This is a genomic window from Candidatus Binataceae bacterium (assembly GCA_035650475.1).
GTDB lineage: Bacteria > Desulfobacterota > Binatia > Binatales > Binataceae > JAKAVN01.
In genome coordinates this window covers 105,549-123,714 of sequence record DASRHP010000009.1, presented here as the reverse complement: position 1 = coordinate 123,714, position 18,166 = coordinate 105,549, and the positions used below count along the sequence as shown (strand labels likewise).

The window sequence follows — 18,166 nt, the reverse complement described above, 5'->3', positions numbered from 1 at the left end:
CCGCTCAGATCAGCCGCAGCTCCTTCATCGCTGCGTGGAGCTTTTCGGCGGGGCCAGGCGACATCTGGCACAGTGGCATCCGCATCTCGGCCGTGCACTTGCCCATAAACGCGAGCGCCTGCTTGACCGGGATCGGATTGGTCTCGACGAACAGCGCGCGGACCAGCGGCAGCAGCTTGTAGTGCAGCTCGCGCGCGCGGGCGAAGTCGCCCGCCAGCGCCGCCGCCGCCAGCTCGTGGGTCTCGCGCGGCATCACGTTGCTCACCGTCGCAATCACTCCCTTGGCCCCAAGCGCCATCAGCGGCAGCGTGAGCGAGTCGTCGCCTGAGAGGATCGTCAGACGATCGCCGCACAAGCGCCGGATGTCCGAAGCCTGGTCCATCGAGCCCGAAGCTTCCTTGATCGCCACGATGTTGCGCACCTCGCACAGGCGGGCGAAGGTTTCGGGCGCGATGTTGGAGGCGGTGCGGCCCGGGATGTTGTACACGATAATCGGTAGATCAACGGCGGTTGCGACCGTGCGGTAGTGGCGGTAGATGCCCTCCTGGGTGGGCTTGTTGTAGTAGGGCGAGATCATCAGCGCGCCGTCGGCGCCGGCCTCGCGCGCGGCGGCGGTCAGCCGGATCGCCTCGGCGGTCGAATTCGAGCCGGTACCGGCGACCACCGGCACGCGGCGGCGCGCCTGCTCGACCACGATCTTGACCACCTGGTCGTGCTCGGCATGAGTGAGGGTGGCCGACTCGCCGGTGGAGCCGCAGGGCACCAGGCCGTCGACGCCGCCCTGGATCTGGAACTCGACCAGCTCGCGCAGCGCACGCTCGTCAACCTCGCCGTCACGGAAGGGAGTTACGATCGCCGTCAGTGCGCCGTTGAACATTGCTTCGCCCTCCTGGCCTAGGCCGTGACGGGCACCAGTTCGCCGTCGCCGACCTCGACCTCGCCGCTGAAGACTTCGACCGCCTCGCCGGTCATCATCACGTGATTGGCGCCCTCGCCTCGTTCGCGCCATTCGATCTCCAGCCGCCCGCCGCGCAGTTCAACCGTCGCGCGCCGCTCGGCGCGCCGGGTCAGCACGGCGGCGACCAGCGAGGCACAGGCGCCGGTGCCGCAGGCGAGCGTCTCGCCCGAGCCGCGCTCCCAGACCCGCATCTTAAGCTGGTCGCGCGCGCGCGGCAGGATGAACTCGGTATTGACGCGACGGGGGAAGAACGGATGGTGCTCGAACTGGCGGCCGAGGCGAGCGAACTCGTAATCATCGAGCGCGAAGATCGCCTCGTCGTCAATGAACACCACGCAGTGCGGATTGCCCATCGAAACCGCGGTGATCAGCCACAAGCGCCCGGCAACTTCAAGCGGATAGTCGACGATGCGCCCGTCCGCGGCGACCGGAATCTCGCGTCCTTCCAGGATCGGCTCGCCCATGTCCACGGTCGCAGCGGCGACGCGGCCGCCGCCGCCGTCGAGCCTGAGTGCGACGGTCTTGAGCCCCGCGTCCGTCTCGATCCGCAGCGGGCTTTGCGGATGGGCGCAGCGCTCGTAGTGCAGTCGGGCGACGCATCGGATCCCGTTGCCGCACATGTCGCCGCGGCTGCCGTCGGCATTGTACATCTCCATCCGCACGTCGGCGTACTTGGCGGGCGCGAGCAGGATCAGCCCGTCGCCGCCGATGCCGAAGTGCCGATCGGAAAGCCGGCGTGCGAGCGCGGCGGGATCGGCGGGACGCACGCGGTCGGCGACGACGTAGATATAGTCGTTGCCGCAGCCGTGCATCTTGGTGAACTTCAGGCGCGCCATCAGGAGGCCCCGTCCGCCGGCAGGCGCACCAGCTTCTCGCCGCGCACCAAGTCCTCGAAGCGCTCGCGCTCGCGCACGACGTGGACCGTCGCGCCGTCCACCATGATCTCGGCGGCACGCGGGCGGCTATTGTAGTTTGACGCCATCACAAAGCCGTAGGCGCCCGCGCTCATCACCGCGAACAGATCGCCCTCGCGCGGCTCGGGAATCTCGCGCTCACGCGCGAAGAAGTCGCCGCTCTCGCATACCGGGCCGACGACGTCGGCGGTGACCATCCGCCCCCCGGCGCGTCGCTCGACCGGCAGTATCTCGTGATAAGCCTCGTACAAGACCGGCCGAATCAGGTCGTTCATTGCGCCGTCGACTACGATGAAGCGCTTGACGTCGGTTTCCTTGACGTAGAGCACGCGGGTGACCAGCACGCCAGCGTTGCCGACCAGCACCCGGCCGGGTTCGATGATGATCTTGAGCCCCAGCCTGCGCAGCGGGCCGAGCAGCGCGGCGGCGTACTCCGCTGGCGGCGGCGGCTCTTCCTGATAGGGGATTCCGAGTCCGCCTCCGAGGTCGAGATAGCGCAGCGCCACGCCTGTCTCGCGCAAGCGGGTTACGATCCCGGCGACCTTGGCCGCCGCCTCGGAAAACGGCGAGGTCTCAGTTATCTGCGATCCGATATGGGTGCTGAGCCCGACCAGCTCGAGGTCGCCGAGAGCGCGCGCCTCTGCGTAGTACTCGTCAACCTGCGACAGCGGCACGCCGAACTTGCTGTCGCGATGGCCCGTGGAGATGTGCGGATGGGTGCCGGGGTCGAGGTCGGGATTGACGCGCAGGCTGACCGGTGCGCGCCGCCCGATCCGCCGCGCGACCTGGGCCACACGATGCAGCTCGGGGCGCGACTCGACGTTGATCATCAGGATGCCGGCCTCGATCGCCGCCTTGATCTCCTCTTCGGTCTTGCCGACGCCCGAGAACACGATCTTGCGCGGGTCGGCGCCCGCGCGCAGGCAGCGCATCAGCTCGCCCACCGAAACGATATCGAAACCCGCGCCCATCGCGGCGAACAGGCCGAGCACGCTCAGGTTGGAGAGCGCTTTCATCGCGTAGCAGATCAGATGGTCGCTGCCGGCGAAGGCCTCGTCCATCACACGAAAATGCCGGCGCAGCGTGCGCGTGCTGTAGATGTAGAGCGGAGTGCCAAAGCGCTCGGCGAGATCGGAAATCGCGACTTCCTCGGCGAACAGGCGGTTATCCTTATAGGCGAAATAGTTCATGCGTGAAATTGCGGGCGCCAGGTGGGCGCAGCCCGTGCCGGCGCGCTACGTTTCTATCACAGCCGCACCGAGTCGATAAACTGCCACTTCGCGCAACGCGCCCGTCAGGGCGTCGACACCGGCGCCGGAAGCTGCGCGCTCGGTGTGGGCAGCACAAAGCTTTCGGGGCTCGGCGGCGGCCTGGGCGTAGTACGGATCAGTTCGGCTACGTTGGAGGGCTCGCTCTGATAGCCGTCGGTGGTCTCGGCAATCATGAGATAGCGGTAGGTGTGGCCCATCACGGCGCTGCGATCGACGTAGGTGAAGCGGCGCACCTTCTGGAAGCGCTCCTGGTCGGTCACCGGCAGTTCGGCCAGCTCACTGAACCGGCCCGCGCCCTCAGCGCGCATCAGGCGGAAGCCGGCGAGATCGCGCAACTGCCTGCCGCTGGTGTATTTCATCGGCCGGCTCCAGCTCAGCCGCACGCCATGAGGATCAGGCTCGGCGGAGAGGTCGTTAACGCGTTCGGGATGGGTCTGCGAGGGCGGTATCGGGCGGCTCTTCGCGCCGCATCCCGCGCCCACCGCAAGCGCGAAAACGGCCGCTGCCGCAACCACCGCCCGCCATCGCATTCTCTTCATCGCTGCTCCTCAAATCTCCGCAGGTAACGGCGCATCGCGACCGCCGCCGGACCGCCCGCAAGGCTGCGCGCGCGCACCGAGCCCGCCGCGCTCAAGCGGCGAAGCGCGTCGGGCCCGAAGGCGTCCGAATGGCGGCGCAAATCCGCAAGCGTCAGGTCTTCCAGCCGGCGCCCGGCCTCGCTCGCCTCGCGTACGAGCGCGCCGACGATCTCATGGGCGCGCCGAAACGGAACGCCGCGGCGCACCAGGTACTCGGCAATATCGGTGGCGAGCGCAAACCCGCCCGCCGCCGCGCGCATCGCCGCCAGGTCGAAGGCCAGCCGCGGCCACAGCTTTGCGAGCAGCGCGAGCGCGGGCTTGAGCGTGTCGAGCGCGTCGAAGGCGCGCTCTTTGTCCTCCTGGAGATCGGAATTGTACGCGAGCGGCAGCCCCTTGAGCACGGTAAGCATCGCGACCAGATCGCCGACGATGCGCCCGCTCTTGCCGCGGACCAGCTCGAGCAGGTCGGGGTTCTTCTTGTGCGGCATCATCGAGCTGCCCGTGGAAAATTCGTCGGGCAGGGCGACGAAGCCGAACTCGGAGCTGCTCCACAGGATGACCTCTTCCGCCATCCGCGACAGATGCACGGCGCAGAGCGCCGCGGCAGCGAGAAAATCCACGACGAAGTCGCGATCGGCGACCGCGTCGAGGCTGTTTTCACTGATTCGCGCAAAGCCCAGCTCGCGCGCGACCGCGCGCCGATCGATCGGTAAGGTGGTGCCGGCGAGCGCGCCCGCCCCCAGCGGCATCACCGCCGTGCGCTCCCGCACCTGAACGAAGCGCTCGCGGTCGCGCCCGAGCATCTCGATGTAGGCGCCCAGATGGTGCGCGAGCGTCACCGGCTGGGCGCGCTGAAGATGGGTGTAGCCGGGCATCACCGCATCGAGGTGGCGGCGGGCGAGCGCGGCGAGCGTGCGGCGCAGCCCGTCGATGAGCGCGATCACTTCGCCGAGCTCGTCGCGCAGGTACAGGCGCAGATCGAGCGCGACCTGGTCATTGCGCGAGCGCGCGGTATGGAGCTTGCGCGCGGGCGCACCGATTCGCTCGGTCAGCCGGCGCTCAATCGCAAGATGGATGTCCTCGTCGGCGAGGTCGAAACGGAAGCGGCCAGCCGCGATCTCGCGCTCGATCGCGCGCAGGCCGGCGGTAATCTTTACCGCCTCGCTCCGGCTCAGCAGCCCGACCCGGGCGAGCATCCGCGCGTGCGCGATCGAGCCGCGAATATCGTGGCGGTAAAGCCTGCGGTCGAACGGCAACGAGGCAGTAAACGCCTCGACCTCGGGCAAGCGCGCGCGCACGAAGCGGCCGCGGATAAGCCCGCCGGGCTTGGCTGAACTTGCGTGGGAAGCTGCGGCGCCGGCGCGGAGCGAGCGGTGCGAGGCGGCAGGTTTTGTCAGGCGACGCGCTTTTTTCACTGCGGAAGCTTCGAAGTTGCCCAAATCGAGCGGCCGGCACAAGTGGTGCGCCCCGCTTCCCTCGCGCCGGCCATCCGCGCGATCACCCGCGGCCGCGCACCGCGTTCAGCGCGGAGTTGCGGTGCGGCAAAGGCAGCCGCGCGCCGCGCAGGTCATCACGCCGTTGGGATGGGTCACGTGGACGTCCATCTTGTGGTTGCACTTGGGGCAGCGCCCGGTACCCGGGCGCGGGACCAGGCGCGGGGCGGGACGCGGAGGCCTGAACTGAATCACCTTGCCCATCGCGCCCGCTCCCCCTCAGCGTCCACCCTCGGGCTTGCGCCCGCCCAGCCGCGCCAGCGCCCGCAGGCGCATCGAGTTGAGCCGGATAAAGCCCTCGGCGTCGGCCTGGCGGTAGCCGCCGGCCTCCTCGAAGCTTGCCAAGGATGGGTCGTAGAGCGAATTGGGCGACTTGCGCCCGACGATCCGAACTCCGCCCTTGTAAAGCTTCAGCCGCGCGGTGCCGGTGACGGTCTGCTGCGCGCGATCGACCAGCGCCTGGAGCGCCTCGCGCTCGGGCGCAAACCATTGCCCGTTGTACACCATCTCGGCGTAGCGCGGGATCAGCGAATCGCACAGATGCAGGCTTTCGCGGTCGAGCGCAAGCTGCTCGACCGCGCGATGCGCGTGCATCAGCATCGTCACCCCCGGGCTTTCATACACACCGCGCGACTTGATCCCGACGTAGCGGTTCTCGACCAGGTCAACCCGGCCGACGCCATGGCGGCCGGCGATAGCGTTGGCGCGCTCGATGAGCGGCGCGGGATCGAGCGGCTGACCGTTGATCGCGACCGGATCGCCGCCCAGGTAGTCCACCTCGACGTACTCGGGCGCGTCGGGCGCGCTCTGGGGCGCAACGGTCAGCCGGAACATGTCGTCGTACGGTTCGCGCCAGGGGTCTTCGAGGATGCCGCCCTCGTAGCTGATGTGGACGAGGTTGCGGTCCATCGAGTAGGGTCGCTCGGCGGTGACCGGCACCGGGATTTTCTTTTCGCCGGCGTAGGCGATCATGTCGGCGCGGCCGCGGAAGGGCCATTGCGGATGGCGCCAGGGCGCGATCACCTTGAGCTCGGGCGCCAGCCGCGCGAAGGCGAACTCGAAGCGCACCTGGTCGTTGCCCTTGCCGGTGGCGCCGTGAGCGACCGCGTCGGCCCCCTCGGCGCGCGCGATTTCGACCTGGCGCTTGGCGATCGCCGGGCGCGCGATCGAGGTGCCCAGCAGGTAGTAGCCCTCGTACACCGCGTTGGCGCGCAGCATCGGGAAGACGAAGTCGCGCGCGAACTCCTCGCGCAGGTCCTCGAGATAGAGTTTGCTCGCGCCCGTCCTGAGCGCCTTTTCTTCGAGTCCAGCGACCTCCTCGGCCTGGCCAACGTCAGCGCAGTACGCCACCACCTCGCATCCGTAGCAGTCGCGAATCCACCGCAGGATGACCGAAGTATCGAGCCCGCCGGAGTAGGCGAGTACCACTTTGCTTATGCCGGAAGTCGCCACGGAGCCATCTTAGGAAATTCGGCGGCGCGCCTTAAGTGGGGGCGGCCTCGCCCGGGCCCGCGCCGGTGGCGATCACCGCCGGCCGCAGCAGCCAGACCATCACCGCTTTCTGCGCATGGAGCCGATTCTCGGCCTGCTCGAGCACCAGCGAGCGCGGGCCGTCGAGCACGTCGTCGGTAATCTCCTCGCCGCGATGGGCGGGCAGGCAGTGCATCACGCAGGCGCCACGACGCGCATGCGCGAGCAGCTCGCGGTTGACCTGGAAGCGCTTGAAGTCGCGCCGGCGCTGCGCCGCCTCCTTCTCATGCCCCATCGAGGTCCACGTGTCGGTGTACACGGCGTCGGCGCCGCGCACCGCCTCGACCGGGTCGTGCGTGAGCAGGCCGAACTTGCCGCGACGCATCCGCTCGACGAACTCGCCCTGCATCTCGTAGCCCGGCGGACAGGCCACGCGCAACTCGAAGCCCAGCAACGCGGCCGCCTCGACCCAGCTCTGCGCCATATTGAAGCCGTCGCCGACGAAAGCGACGCGCAGCTTCTTCAGATCGCCGAAGTGTTCGCGCAGGGTCAGCAGGTCGGCCAGCAGCTGGCACGGATGGAGCAGGTCGGTGAGGCCGTTGATAACGGGCACGCTCGCCTCCTGCGCCAGCTCGACGCAGATCTCGTGCGCGAAGGTGCGGATCATGATCAGATCGACCCACCGCGAGAGATTGCGCGCAACATCCTTGACCGATTCGCGCTCGCCGATCCCGATGTCCTGCGGGGCGAGGTAGATCGCGTGGCCGCCGAGCTGCGCCATCCCGGTCTCGAACGTCAGCCGGGTGCGCAGCGACGGTTTCTGGAAAATCATCGCAAGCGTTCGGCCGCGCAGGTACGGATGCTCGAACCCGGCGCGCAGCTCAGCCTTGAGCCGCGCGGCCAAGCCGAGGATTCCGTCCGCCTCGGCCGGCGCAAGCGAGCTCAGATCGAGCAGGTCACGCTTGACGCGCGCGCGGCGTGGCCGGATAAGCCGCGCGGCGGCGGCACGCGGCGCGCCCACGGGAGCCTGCCCTGCCTTGCCCGCCGCACTCATCCTGCAGCCGTGGTTCCGGCCGACAGCGCGCGTTCGATTATCGCCAGCCCGGCCTCGGCCTCGTCACGGGTGAGCGTCAGCGGAGGCAGCAGGCGGAGCACGTTATCGGCGGTGGCGTTGACCAGCAGCCGTTGGCGGATGCAAGCGTCGGCGGCGCTCTTGGCCTCGCCCTTGAGTACAATGCCGATCATCATCCCGAGGCCGCGCACCTCTTTGACCCGGCTGCATCCCTTGCCAAACTTGCGCAGCCGCTCGAGCATGTAGGCTCCGACCTGCGTGGCGTTTTCGAGCACGCCGTCCTGCTCGAGCGCGTCGAGCACCGCGAGCGCGGCGGCGCAGGAGACCGGGTTGCCGCCGAAGGTTGAGCCGTGGCTTCCCGGGGTGAAGCTTTGTGCAATTTCGGCCTTCGCGATCGCGGCGCCGATTGGCAGGCCGCCGCCGAGCGCCTTGGCAAGGGTCATGATGTCGGGCTTGACGCCGGCATGCTGCCAGGCAAACAGCCTGCCCGTACGGCCCATCCCGGTCTGCACTTCGTCGAAGATGAGCAGGAGCCTGCGCCGGTCGCACAGGTCGCGCAGACGCTTGAGATAGTCACCGTGCGGCATCACCACGCCGCCTTCGCCCTGGATCGGCTCGACCAGGATCGCAACCGTCTCATCGTGGACCGACTTCTCGATTGCCCCGGCATCGTCGTACGGCACGAGGCGAAAGCCCGGCACCAGCGGCTGGAAGCCGATATGATACTTCTCCTGGCCCGTCGCGCTCAGCGTGCCGAAGGTGCGGCCGTGGAAGGAACCGAGCGTCGAGATGACCTCGAAACGGCCGCCGCCGCGGTCGTGGCCCCATCGCCGCGCCAGCTTCAGCGCGGCCTCGTTGGCCTCGGCGCCCGAGTTGCAGAAGAAGACCCGCCCGTCGCCGAAGTGCGCGCACAGGCGTGCGGCCAGCCGCGCCATCGGCTCGGTATGGAACACGTTGGAGACGTGGGTGACCTTCTCGGCCTGCTCCTTGATCGCGCGCACTACACGTGGGTTGCCGTGGCCGAGATTGTTGACCGCAAGCCCGCAGAAGAAGTCGAGGTAGCGGTTGCCGTCGGCGTCATAGAGGTAGGCGCCGGTGGCGCGCACGAAGGCCAGTGGCACGCATCCGTAGGTGTTGATCAGGTTCTGATGGGCAAGTTCGACGATCTCGGCGTTATTCATGCGTTCTTTTCCCTCCGCCGGGCCGGGCCGTATCCGGCGCCTCACGAATCGGCGCTGGCGCGCGGCGCCCACGAGCAGCCCCGGCGCGCACGCCGTCTAAGCTCTATGCCACAGCGCGCGGCGGAATGCTCGTCCCGCACCTGAGCATCCTCACCCGACCCCGCCGCCGACAGTGCAAACCGATGTCGCGGCTGCCGCCGCCAGCGGCCGCTCGCGTCCGGGCCTTGTCGCCCGCGACCTCACTCGGCCACAACCTCAGTGCCTATTCCTGACTCGGTGAAAATCTCGAGCAGCACCGCATGCGGCTTGCGTCCGTCGAGCACGTGGGTCTTGCGCACGCCGGCCCTCAGCGCCGCCATGCAGCATTCGACCTTCGGAATCATGCCCTCGCTGATCGCGCCGCTGGCGATCATCTCTTTCGCCTCATCCACGGTAAGCGTCGAGACGAGCTTGGCGTCTTTGTCTTTAATTCCCTCGACGTCGGTCAGCAGGATGAGCTTCTCGGCGCCGAGCGCGGCTGCGATATCGCCGGCGGCGACGTCGGCGTTGATGTTGTAGGTCTGACCGTCGCGGCTGTAGCCGATCGGCGCGATCACCGGGATGAAACCCGCGGCCTCCAGCGGCACCAGCACCTGCGGGTTGATCTCGGCGACCTCGCCGACCAGCCCGATATCGACCTTGGCCGGCGCGCCGCTTTCGTCCTTGACCGTCATCTCGAGCTTGCGCGCGACGATAAGCTCGCCGTCCTTGCCCGAGAGCCCCACCGCGCGGCCGCCATGGCGCGAGATCTGCGCGACGATCTCCTTGTTGAGCCGCTGAAGCACCATCTCGACCGCTTCCATCGTCTCGGCGTCTGTCACCCGCATCCCGCGCACGAAGCTCGACTTCAGACCCAGGCGGGCGATGAGTTGGCTTATCTGCGGACCGCCGCCGTGGACCACCACCGGATTGATCCCGACGGTCTTGAGCAGGACTACGTCCTGAGCAAAGCTCTCGCGCAGTTCGGCCGCCTCCATCGCGTGACCGCCGTACTTGATGACGAAGGTCTTGCCCCGGAAGCGCTGGATATAGGGCAGCGCTTCAACTAGCACCGACGCTCTTGCGATTGGGTCCTGCAACTTTGCTTCTCCGCAGGGGGAGCAGCGGCGCGGGCGGCCCGTCGGCCGCGGGGGCACGCCCTCCGCTGCGAGCTGCGACTCCCCCCGCTCTAGAGGATGTAGCGCGACAGATCCTCGTTTTTCACAATCGGGTCAAGCCGCTGATGGACGTAGGCGCTGTCGACCGTCACCGTGCGCTCGGCCAGCTCGGGCGCGCTGAACGAGAGGTCCTCCAGCAGCCGTTCGAGCACGGTATGGAGCCGGCGCGCGCCGATGTTCTCGGAGCGCGCGTTGACCTGGGCGGCGATCTCGGCTAGCGCGGCGACGCCGTCATCGGTGAAGCCAAGATGCACCCGCTCAGTTTCCATCAGCGCCACGTACTGCTTGGTCAGCGCGTTTTCCGGTTCGGTGAGGATACGGATGAAGTCGTCGCGGCTGAGCGCGCGCAGCTCGACGCGGATCGGAAAGCGCCCCTGGAATTCCGGGATCAGGTCGGAGGGCTTAGTGGTATGGAAAGCGCCAGAGGCGACGAAGAGGATGTGGTCGGTGCGGATCGCGCCGTACTTGGTGTTGACGGTCGAGCCCTCGACGATTGGCAGCAGATCGCGCTGGACGCCCTCGCGTGAGACGTCGGGGCCGTGGGCCGCCTGGCGCCCGGCGATCTTGTCGATCTCGTCGATGAAGACGATGCCGGACTGCTCGGCCCGATGAATCGCCTCGTGAGCGACCTTTTCCATGTCGACCATCCGCGCGGCTTCCTCCTGGGTGAGGAGCTCCAGCGCCTGCGGCACCTTGACCTTCTGGCGCTTGGTCTTCTTGGGCATGAACTGACCGAGCAACTCGCGCATGTTCACGCCCATCTCTTCCATCCCCTGCGGCGTCAGCACCTCGACCATCGGAGTCGTCTGCGCGGTGACCTCGACCTCGACTTCCCGCTCGTCAAGATGACCGCCGCGCAGCAGGCGGCGCAGCTTCTCGCGCGTCTCGGCATGCGAGTCGCTCTCGGGCGCGGAAGCGCCGGAAGGCGTGATGCCGACCGCGCGGCGGACCTTGGTCGGCGGCGGATAGAGGATGTCAAGCAGGCGCTCCTCGGCCGCCTCGCGCGCCTGGATCGCGACGCGTTCACGCTCCTCCTCGCGCACCATCTTGACCGAGATCTCAGCGAGGTCGCGGATCATCGATTCGACGTCGCGTCCGACGTAGCCGACCTCGGTGTAGCGCGAGGCCTCGACCTTGACGAAGGGTGCCTGGGCCAGGCGGGCAAGGCGGCGCGCGATCTCGGTCTTGCCCACGCCGGTGGGACCGATCATCAGGATATTCTTGGGCGCGATCTCATCGCGCAACTCGGGGACGACATTCTGCCGCCGCCAGCGGTTGCGCAGCGCGATCGCCACGGCGCGCTTGGCCTCGTGCTGGCCGACGATATAGCGGTCGAGCTCCGAGACGATTTCGCGCGGCGTCATCACGTAGGGGCCTGCCATCTCTCCTTCAACCGGGCCGCATCCTGCGCGCATGCCCGCACGCCAGCGCGCGCGGCCCGCGCCTCACAGCTCTTCCATTATAAACCGATCGTTGGTGTACACGCAGATCTCCGCCGCCACCCGCATCGCGCTCTCTGCGATCGCGCGCGCGCTCATCGCCGGCGCATGGCGGACCAGGGCGCGTGCCGCGGCCAGCGCATAGTTGCCGCCGGAGCCAATCGCGAGCAGGCCGTCGTCGGGCTCCAGCACGTCGCCGAGGCCCGAGATTAGCAGCGAGCTTTCGCGGTCGGCCACGACCAGCATCGCTTCGAGCCGGCGCAGCACGCGGTCGGTGCGCCAATCCTTGGCGAGCTCGACCGCAGCCCGGCGCAGGTTGCCGTTGAATTCCTGAAGCTTGGCCTCGAACTTCTCAAACAGGGTCAGCGCGTCGGCGGTCGAGCCGGCGAAGCCCGCCAGCACCTGGTCGTCGTGCAGCCGGCGGACCTTGCGCGCGCCGTGCTTCATGATCGTCTGGCCGACACTGACCTGCCCGTCGCCGGCCATCACCACGTGGCCGGCGTTACGCACGCACAGGATGGTCGTCGCGCGCACGATGTTGTCGGGCTCAGGCGCGCGGATGGGCACGGCGGTAGACCTCTTTGAGATGGTTGACGCTGACGTGGGTGTAGCGCTGGGTGGTCGCCAGGCTGGTGTGTCCGAGCATCTCCTGGATCGAGCGCAGGTCGGCGCCGGCATTGAGCAGATGGGTCGCAAAGCAATGGCGCAAGCCGTGCGGCGTGATCGAGGCGTCCAGCCCGACCCTGACGATGCGCCGGGCCAGGATGTTTTCGACCGCGCGGGTCGTCAGTCGCCCGCCGCGCAGGTTAGTGATAACCGGCCCGTCGTGCTCCCACGCCACCGGCATGGCGCGCCGCCACGTCCGCAGCGCCTCGAGCGCGGGCTCGCCGATCGGCACCAGGCGATCCTTGTTGCCCTTGCCTGACCGCACCATCACCATCCCAACGTCCTCGTCGATATCGCGCCAGTTGAGCCCGACCAGCTCGCTCACGCGCAGGCCGCAGGAGTACAGGGTCTCCAGGATGGCGCGGTCGCGCAGGGCGGCTGGGCTGCGGTTACCGTCGTCGGCTTCGAGCAGGCGGCGCACGTCGTCTTCGGGCAGGATCGAGGGCAGGCGGCGCGGGACGCGGGGCGAGCGCAGCGCGCGCGCCGGGCTGGGGGCGTCGGCTACGTTTTCGCGCCATCGGAAGAAGGCCTTGATCGCGAACAGCCTGCGCTGGACGCTGCTGCGCCGCAGTCGCTTCATCGCGTCGGACAGATAAGCGCGGATGTGGTCCGCGGTTATCGCCGCAGGATCGATTTCCTCGCCGCCGGCTCTGAGCGCGGCCCCGCGTTCGACCAGGAAGCGGCGGAAATCGCCGAGGTCGTGCCGGTAGCTCACGACCGTATGATCGGCAGCGCGCGAAGCCTTGCCCAGCGCGGCCGCGAACGCCTCTATCTCGGCCAGCATCGACTCGGGTCCAATCCGCAGGTTATGCTAGCAAGCAGTCCCCATGCGCAAAAGCAGGTCTTCGCGCGCGGGGCAATCGCCGCCCGGAGGGCGCTCACCCGCTCATGAACTGCTGGAAATGCGGCACCCGGATCGAGACGCTCGAACGAATCGGTTTCCGCCAGCAGTGCCCGAAATGCGAGCGGCCGCTGCACGTCTGCCGTAACTGCGCACATTACGACCCCGCTTACAACAATCAGTGCCGCGAGCCGATGGCCGAGCGCGTCGTGGACAAGGAGCGCGCCAACTTCTGCGAATACTTCGCGCCTGCCGTCGGCTCGGGCGGCCTGGCCGCGACGCAGTCGACACCCGAGCGTGCCGCGCGCGAGCGGCTCGAAGCGCTGTTCAAGAAAAAGCCATGAGCGGCACACGCGCGCGCCTTGTTTCCGTCTCATTCCAAGGGCAGTAAGGAATTTCGATGCTGCAGGAGCGTGGAGAACAAAGCTGAGATGGAGCGCGTCGCGGCGATAGTGCTCGCGGCCGGGATGGGCACGCGGATGCGCTCGGCGCGTCCCAAGGTGCTGCATGAACTGGCGGGCGAGCCGATGATCGGGCGGGTGATGGGTGCGCTGGCGCCGCTGCGGCCCGCGCCGCTGGTCGTGGTCGTCGGACATCTGGCCGACGAAGTCGCCGCCGCCGCGCGCAGGTTCGCGCCGAGCGATAATCTGATCTTCGCCCGCCAGCCTGGGCAGCGCGGCACCGGCGACGCCGCGCGATGCGGCCTGGCCGCGATGGGCCCGGATTTCGACGGCGACGTGCTCATCCTGTACGGCGACATGCCGCGGGTGCGCGCGGCGGCGCTCGCGGCCTTCCTCGCCGAGCATCGGCGCTCAGGCGCTCCGCTATCGTTCATCAGCACGATGATGGATCCGCCGGGGCCGTATGGCCGTGTGATCCGCGACGAGGCAGGAGCGGTGCGCGCGATCGTCGAGGTGCGCGACGCCACGCCGGCCGAGCTCGCGATCGGCGAGGTCAACAGCGGCGTCTATCTCGCCCGCGCGGACGCGCTGCGAACCCTGCTTGACGAGCTTCAGCCGAACAATGCGCAGGGCGAGTACTACCTGACCGACGCGGTCGCGATCGCTCGGCGCCAAGGGCTTTCTGTACACGCGTGGCTGTGTGGCGAGTCGTGGCAGTTCGAAGGGGTGAATTCACGGATGGAGATGGCAGTGATGGAAGCCGACATTCGGGCGGCGGTTAACCGCAGGCTGATGGAGTCGGGGGTCACCCTCATCGATCCGGCAAGCGCCTATATCGGGGAGCACGTCGAGATTGGGCGCGACACGATCATCGGCCCCAACGTGCAAATTCTCGGGCGCAGCCGTATCGGCGCCGACGTACGGATCGAGGGCACCGCGTGGCTGCGCGATGTCGAAATCGGCGACGGATGCCATATCAAGATAGGCGTGCGCGCCGAGGAATGCCGGATCGGGCCGGATTGCGAGATCGGGCCATTCGCCAACCTGCGCACCGGCACCGAGCTCGAGGGTCGCAACCGTATCGGCAACTTCGTCGAGACCAAGAAGGCGCGGTTCGGCCGTGGAACCAAAGCGAGCCATTTAAGCTACCTCGGCGACGCGGTGATCGGCAGCGACACCAACATCGGATGCGGCGTTATCACCGTCAACTACGACGGCTACGACAAGCATCTCACGCGGATCGGCAGCCGATGCATGGTCGGATGCGACACCCAGCTCGTCGCGCCGGTCAAGGTGGGCGACGACGTCTATGTCGCCTCCGGCACCACGATTCTGCGCGAGATCCCCGACGGCGCGCTGTGCGTCTCGCATCATCCGCAGCGCATCAAGCCCGGATGGGTCGAGCAATGGCGTCGGCGCCATGCCGGCCGCGCCGAATCCGACGGCTCGGAGTAGCCGCGCCAGGATCTCCCGCCCACTGGCGGTAGGCTTTGTGGCCCGGCAAACTTAAAGGTGGGTCGGGAAAGGCGGGAGCGTTGCGATGTGCGGAATCATCGGATATGTCGGCCCGCGCGAGGCGGTGCCGATTCTGCTCGGCGGACTGGCCCGCCTTGAGTATCGCGGCTACGACTCGGCCGGCGTGGCGACAATCGCCAACGGCGCCGGGATGGGCATCCGGCGCGCGGTCGGCAAGCTGGAAAACCTGCGCCGCGCGCTCGACGGCTCGCCGCTGGGCGGTTCGATCGGAATCGGCCATACGCGCTGGGCGACTCATGGCCGCCCCTCCGAGGAGAACGCCCATCCGCACAAGGCCGGCCCGGTCGCCGTAATTCACAATGGAATCGTCGAAAACTACGTCGAGCTGCGCGCCGCCCTGGTCGCGCGCGGCCATAAGCTGCGCTCGGAAACCGACACCGAGCTGATCTCGCATCTAATCGAGGAGCGCGTGCGCGCTGGCGACGGGCTGACCGAGGCCGTGCGCCAGGCGGTGCGACAACTGCGCGGCTCGTTCTCGATCGTCGTGCTGTCGGAGACCGAACCCGACAAGCTGGTCGCGGCCAAGACCGCGACGCCGCTGGTCCTCGGCCTCGGCAAGGGCGAGAACTTCGTGGCCTCCGACATCCCGGCGATCCTCGGCCATACGCGCCAGACCCTGGTGCTCGAAGACGGCGAGCTGGCCGAAGTCGGGCCCGCCAGCGTGCGTCTGATGACCTTCGACGGCGCGGCGGTCGAGCGCGTGCCGCGGCAGATCGAATGGGACGCGGTCGCCGCGACCAAAGGCGGCTTTCAACATTACCTGCGCAAGGAAATCGCCGAACAGCCGCAGGCCTGGATCGATACGCTGAGCGGGCGCGCGACCGCCGCTTCGAGCGCGGTGCGCTTTGAAGGCGAGCTTCTGCCTCCGGCCGGGCCGGAAGCGATCGGGCGGATCGTGATGGTCAGCGCGGGCGCCTCGTGGATCTCCTCGCTCATCGGCAAGTTCATGATCGAGGAACTGTGCGGAATACCGGTCGAGGTCGACTACTCGGCCGAGTTCCGCTACCGCCGCCCGCCGATCGACGCGCGCACGATGATGATCGCGGTTTCGCAGTCGGGCGAGACCGCGGACACGCTGGCCGCAATGGAGGAGGGGCGACGGCGCGCATGCCATCTGCTGGCGCTGACCAATACCGTCGATTCCTCGATCGCGCGCAAGGCCGACGCTCAGCTCTACACCCGCTGCGGCCCCGAGATCAGCGTCACCACTACCAAGTGCTTCCTGACTCAGATCGAGGCGTTCTACCTCTTCGCGATCCATCTGGCCGCGCGCCTGGGGCGGCTGAGCGAGAGCGAAGTCAACACGATGCTTCAGCCGGCGTTCGCGATCCCGGCCCAAATCAAAGAAGTGCTCGAGCGGCGCGAGCGGCAGATCGAGCGGATCGCGCGCAAGTACGGCAAGGCGCGCGACTTTCTCTACCTCGGCCGCGGCATCAACTATCCGGTTGCGCTGGAGGGCGCACTCAAGCTCAAGGAGATCTCCTACATTCACGCCGAAGGCTACTCGGCTGGCGAGATGAAGCACGGGCCGATCGCGCTGATCGACGAAGAGATGCCTGTGGTGGTGATCATCCCGCGCGACTCGGTGTACGAAAAGACGCTCTCGAACCTGAAAGAGGTTGAATCGCGCAATGGCCGCATCATCGCCGTCACCGACCATCCGACGCCCGAACTGGAAGAGGTGGCGTGGGAGATAATCGAGGTCCCGAGCACGCATCGGATGCTGATGCCGGTGCTGACCACGGTGCCGTTGCAACTGCTCGCCTACCATATCGCGGTGTACCGCGGCACCGACGTCGACCAGCCGCGCAATCTCGCCAAGTCGGTCACCGTCGAGTAGGGGTGGGCACAATCATCCGGTGGCGCTGACTGCCATGCCCGCCTGCTTATTTGGATCGGGAGTTGCTGGCGCGCCCCCACGCGCGCCGCATGACAGCAGACAAGGAAACTAACGCGACAGGAACACCGGGCAAGGGGCGTTGCGCAGCACGTACTCGGTGGTCGAGCCAAGCACCATCTCGATTATCCGGCTGTGCCCGTAAGCGCCGATGAACAGCAGGTCGGTTTCGCTCTCGCTCAGGAAACGCACGATCTCCTCGTGGGCGTGGCCGGCGAGCAGCTTGAACGAGGCCTTGAGCGCGTACGGCTCGAGATAGTGGCGCGCCTCGTCGAGCGTGCGTTCACCCAGCCGCGCGTCGCGCGCGACGGTGATCACGCGCAGCGGCGCGCCCAGCTCGGTGGCAAATTCCGCCGCCGCGCGCATCGCCTTGGACGCGCGCTCGCTGCCATCGTAGGCGAGCGCGAGCGTGCGAATCTCGCGCAGGCGCATCGGCGAGACGAACAGCGGGCGCGGGCTCTTGCGCGCAACACTCTCGGCGGTTGAACCCAGCAGACCAGTGGAGAAGCGCTCGTGCACGCCGCGATGGCCAATCACGACGAGGTCGGCGCCCTTGGCGCGTTCGCATATCTGGTTGGCCACCACGCCCATATCGAGCATTGGCTCCGCCGCAAGGTTCTCGCGCCGCGCGGCCTCGCAGAACTGCTCGACCACCGCGCGCCCGCGCGCGGTCAGCACCTCGCGCATCTTTGAGGAGAAGTCGAGATAGGGTTCAAGTCCGAGTGAGCCTGAGATATCATGGAAAAACGAACCCTCGATCGAGACGATGTCAACGACGTGCAATCCGATGAGGGTGGCGCCAAGGCGGCGCGCCAGCGCGAAGGCGTAGGCCTGAGCGACGCGCGAGTGCTCGGAGGTGTCGATGCCGACCAGGATGCGTTTGATCATCGGCGCGGCCTCCGCCGTCAGGACCGCGATATCACGCGTATAGGGCTGTCACAAGGGGTGTTCCGGATGGGCGAGGCACGGGGCGGAGCGCGAATCGCAAGCCTGGTCGAAGAACTGGCCGAGGCAGCCGAACGGGTGGGACTTAAGGTCCGCCGCGAACGGCTGCTGCGCGAGGTCGGCTACCGCGCGCGCGGCGGCGCTTGCCGCCTGCGCGAAAAAGACCTCGTCATCCTCGATTCCGCTCAGCCGCCCGCCGAACAGCTCGAAGTCCTGCTCGAGGCACTGCGCGAGCGTGACCTCGAAGCGCTCTATCTATCGCCCGCCGCGCGGCGGCTGCTCCAGGACGGCGGCGCGCCGGGCTAGCC

Annotated in this window: 18 protein-coding genes; 4 read left to right on the top strand and 14 right to left on the bottom strand. The window is 67.8% G+C overall.

The genetic code is table 11. The features are described from left to right. Window positions 1-4: 4 nt before the first annotated feature. The 13 genes from dapA to VFB33_06750 form a co-directional block, all read right to left on the bottom strand. On the bottom strand, window positions 5-877 hold the full coding sequence (dapA, locus tag VFB33_06810; protein HZO81390.1) for a 4-hydroxy-tetrahydrodipicolinate synthase: 873 nt from the start codon (window positions 875-877) through the stop codon (window positions 5-7). Window positions 878-894: 17 nt separating this feature from the next. Further along, window positions 895-1,794, bottom strand: a complete 900-nt coding sequence (gene dapF / locus VFB33_06805) for a diaminopimelate epimerase (GenBank protein HZO81389.1) — start codon at window positions 1,792-1,794, stop codon at window positions 895-897. Next, complete coding sequence (gene lysA, locus VFB33_06800; protein ID HZO81388.1) at window positions 1,794-3,062, bottom strand: diaminopimelate decarboxylase; 1,269 nt, start codon at window positions 3,060-3,062, stop codon at window positions 1,794-1,796. The genes dapF and lysA overlap by 1 nt, the downstream gene beginning before the upstream one ends. A gap of 104 nt (window positions 3,063-3,166) precedes the next feature. Continuing rightward, on the bottom strand, window positions 3,167-3,682 hold the full coding sequence (locus VFB33_06795) for a hypothetical protein (protein ID HZO81387.1): 516 nt from the start codon (window positions 3,680-3,682) through the stop codon (window positions 3,167-3,169). Then, window positions 3,679-5,136 (bottom strand): argininosuccinate lyase, encoded by a 1,458-nt coding sequence (gene argH, locus VFB33_06790; protein ID HZO81386.1) that lies wholly within the window; start codon window positions 5,134-5,136, stop codon window positions 3,679-3,681. Before argH ends, VFB33_06795 begins: the two co-directional genes overlap by 4 nt. A gap of 105 nt (window positions 5,137-5,241) precedes the next feature. Beyond that, a complete protein-coding gene (locus VFB33_06785) occupies window positions 5,242-5,418 on the bottom strand; it encodes a hypothetical protein (GenBank protein HZO81385.1) in 177 nt (58 codons plus the stop codon). A gap of 15 nt (window positions 5,419-5,433) precedes the next feature. Further along, window positions 5,434-6,666 carry an argininosuccinate synthase gene (locus VFB33_06780; GenBank protein ID HZO81384.1) on the bottom strand — a complete coding sequence of 411 codons (1,233 nt, stop codon included), beginning with the start codon at window positions 6,664-6,666 and terminating at the stop codon, window positions 5,434-5,436. Between the two features lie 31 nt (window positions 6,667-6,697). After that, complete coding sequence (gene argF / locus VFB33_06775; GenBank protein ID HZO81383.1) at window positions 6,698-7,705, bottom strand: ornithine carbamoyltransferase; 1,008 nt, start codon at window positions 7,703-7,705, stop codon at window positions 6,698-6,700. 29 nt (window positions 7,706-7,734) lie between these two features. Continuing rightward, window positions 7,735-8,937 carry an acetylornithine transaminase gene (locus VFB33_06770; GenBank protein HZO81382.1) on the bottom strand — a complete coding sequence of 401 codons (1,203 nt, stop codon included), beginning with the start codon at window positions 8,935-8,937 and terminating at the stop codon, window positions 7,735-7,737. 239 nt (window positions 8,938-9,176) lie between these two features. Beyond that, window positions 9,177-10,028, bottom strand: a complete 852-nt coding sequence (argB, locus tag VFB33_06765; protein ID HZO81381.1) for an acetylglutamate kinase — start codon at window positions 10,026-10,028, stop codon at window positions 9,177-9,179. 116 nt (window positions 10,029-10,144) lie between these two features. Next, a complete protein-coding gene (hslU, locus tag VFB33_06760) occupies window positions 10,145-11,515 on the bottom strand; it encodes an ATP-dependent protease ATPase subunit HslU (GenBank protein ID HZO81380.1) in 1,371 nt (456 codons plus the stop codon). A 63-nt stretch (window positions 11,516-11,578) separates the two neighbouring features. Beyond that, window positions 11,579-12,133, bottom strand: a complete 555-nt coding sequence (gene hslV / locus VFB33_06755) for an ATP-dependent protease subunit HslV (protein HZO81379.1) — start codon at window positions 12,131-12,133, stop codon at window positions 11,579-11,581. After that, window positions 12,120-13,022, bottom strand: coding sequence for a tyrosine recombinase XerC (locus VFB33_06750; GenBank protein ID HZO81378.1), 903 nt, complete (start codon window positions 13,020-13,022; stop codon window positions 12,120-12,122). Before VFB33_06750 ends, hslV begins: the two co-directional genes overlap by 14 nt. Before the next feature lie 104 nt (window positions 13,023-13,126). Between VFB33_06750 and VFB33_06745 the strand changes: the two genes are divergently transcribed. The 3 genes from VFB33_06745 to glmS all read left to right on the top strand — a co-directional run bounded on the left by VFB33_06745 (window position 13,127) and on the right by glmS (window position 16,856). Then, window positions 13,127-13,423, top strand: a complete 297-nt coding sequence (locus tag VFB33_06745; GenBank protein HZO81377.1) for a hypothetical protein — start codon at window positions 13,127-13,129, stop codon at window positions 13,421-13,423. Window positions 13,424-13,492: 69 nt separating this feature from the next. Continuing rightward, window positions 13,493-14,935: a bifunctional UDP-N-acetylglucosamine diphosphorylase/glucosamine-1-phosphate N-acetyltransferase GlmU gene (gene glmU / locus VFB33_06740; protein ID HZO81376.1), complete on the top strand. Its 1,443-nt coding sequence runs from the start codon at window positions 13,493-13,495 to the stop codon at window positions 14,933-14,935. Window positions 14,936-15,020: 85 nt separating this feature from the next. Then, on the top strand, window positions 15,021-16,856 hold the full coding sequence (glmS, locus tag VFB33_06735; GenBank protein HZO81375.1) for a glutamine--fructose-6-phosphate transaminase (isomerizing): 1,836 nt from the start codon (window positions 15,021-15,023) through the stop codon (window positions 16,854-16,856). Between the two features lie 108 nt (window positions 16,857-16,964). On the opposite strand, the gene VFB33_06730 is transcribed toward glmS, so the two are convergent. Next, window positions 16,965-17,801, bottom strand: a complete 837-nt coding sequence (locus VFB33_06730) for a universal stress protein (GenBank protein ID HZO81374.1) — start codon at window positions 17,799-17,801, stop codon at window positions 16,965-16,967. 66 nt (window positions 17,802-17,867) lie between these two features. On the opposite strand from VFB33_06730, the gene VFB33_06725 reads away from it, so the two are divergent. Further along, window positions 17,868-18,164: a hypothetical protein gene (locus tag VFB33_06725; GenBank protein HZO81373.1), complete on the top strand. Its 297-nt coding sequence runs from the start codon at window positions 17,868-17,870 to the stop codon at window positions 18,162-18,164. Window positions 18,165-18,166 lie beyond the last annotated feature (2 nt).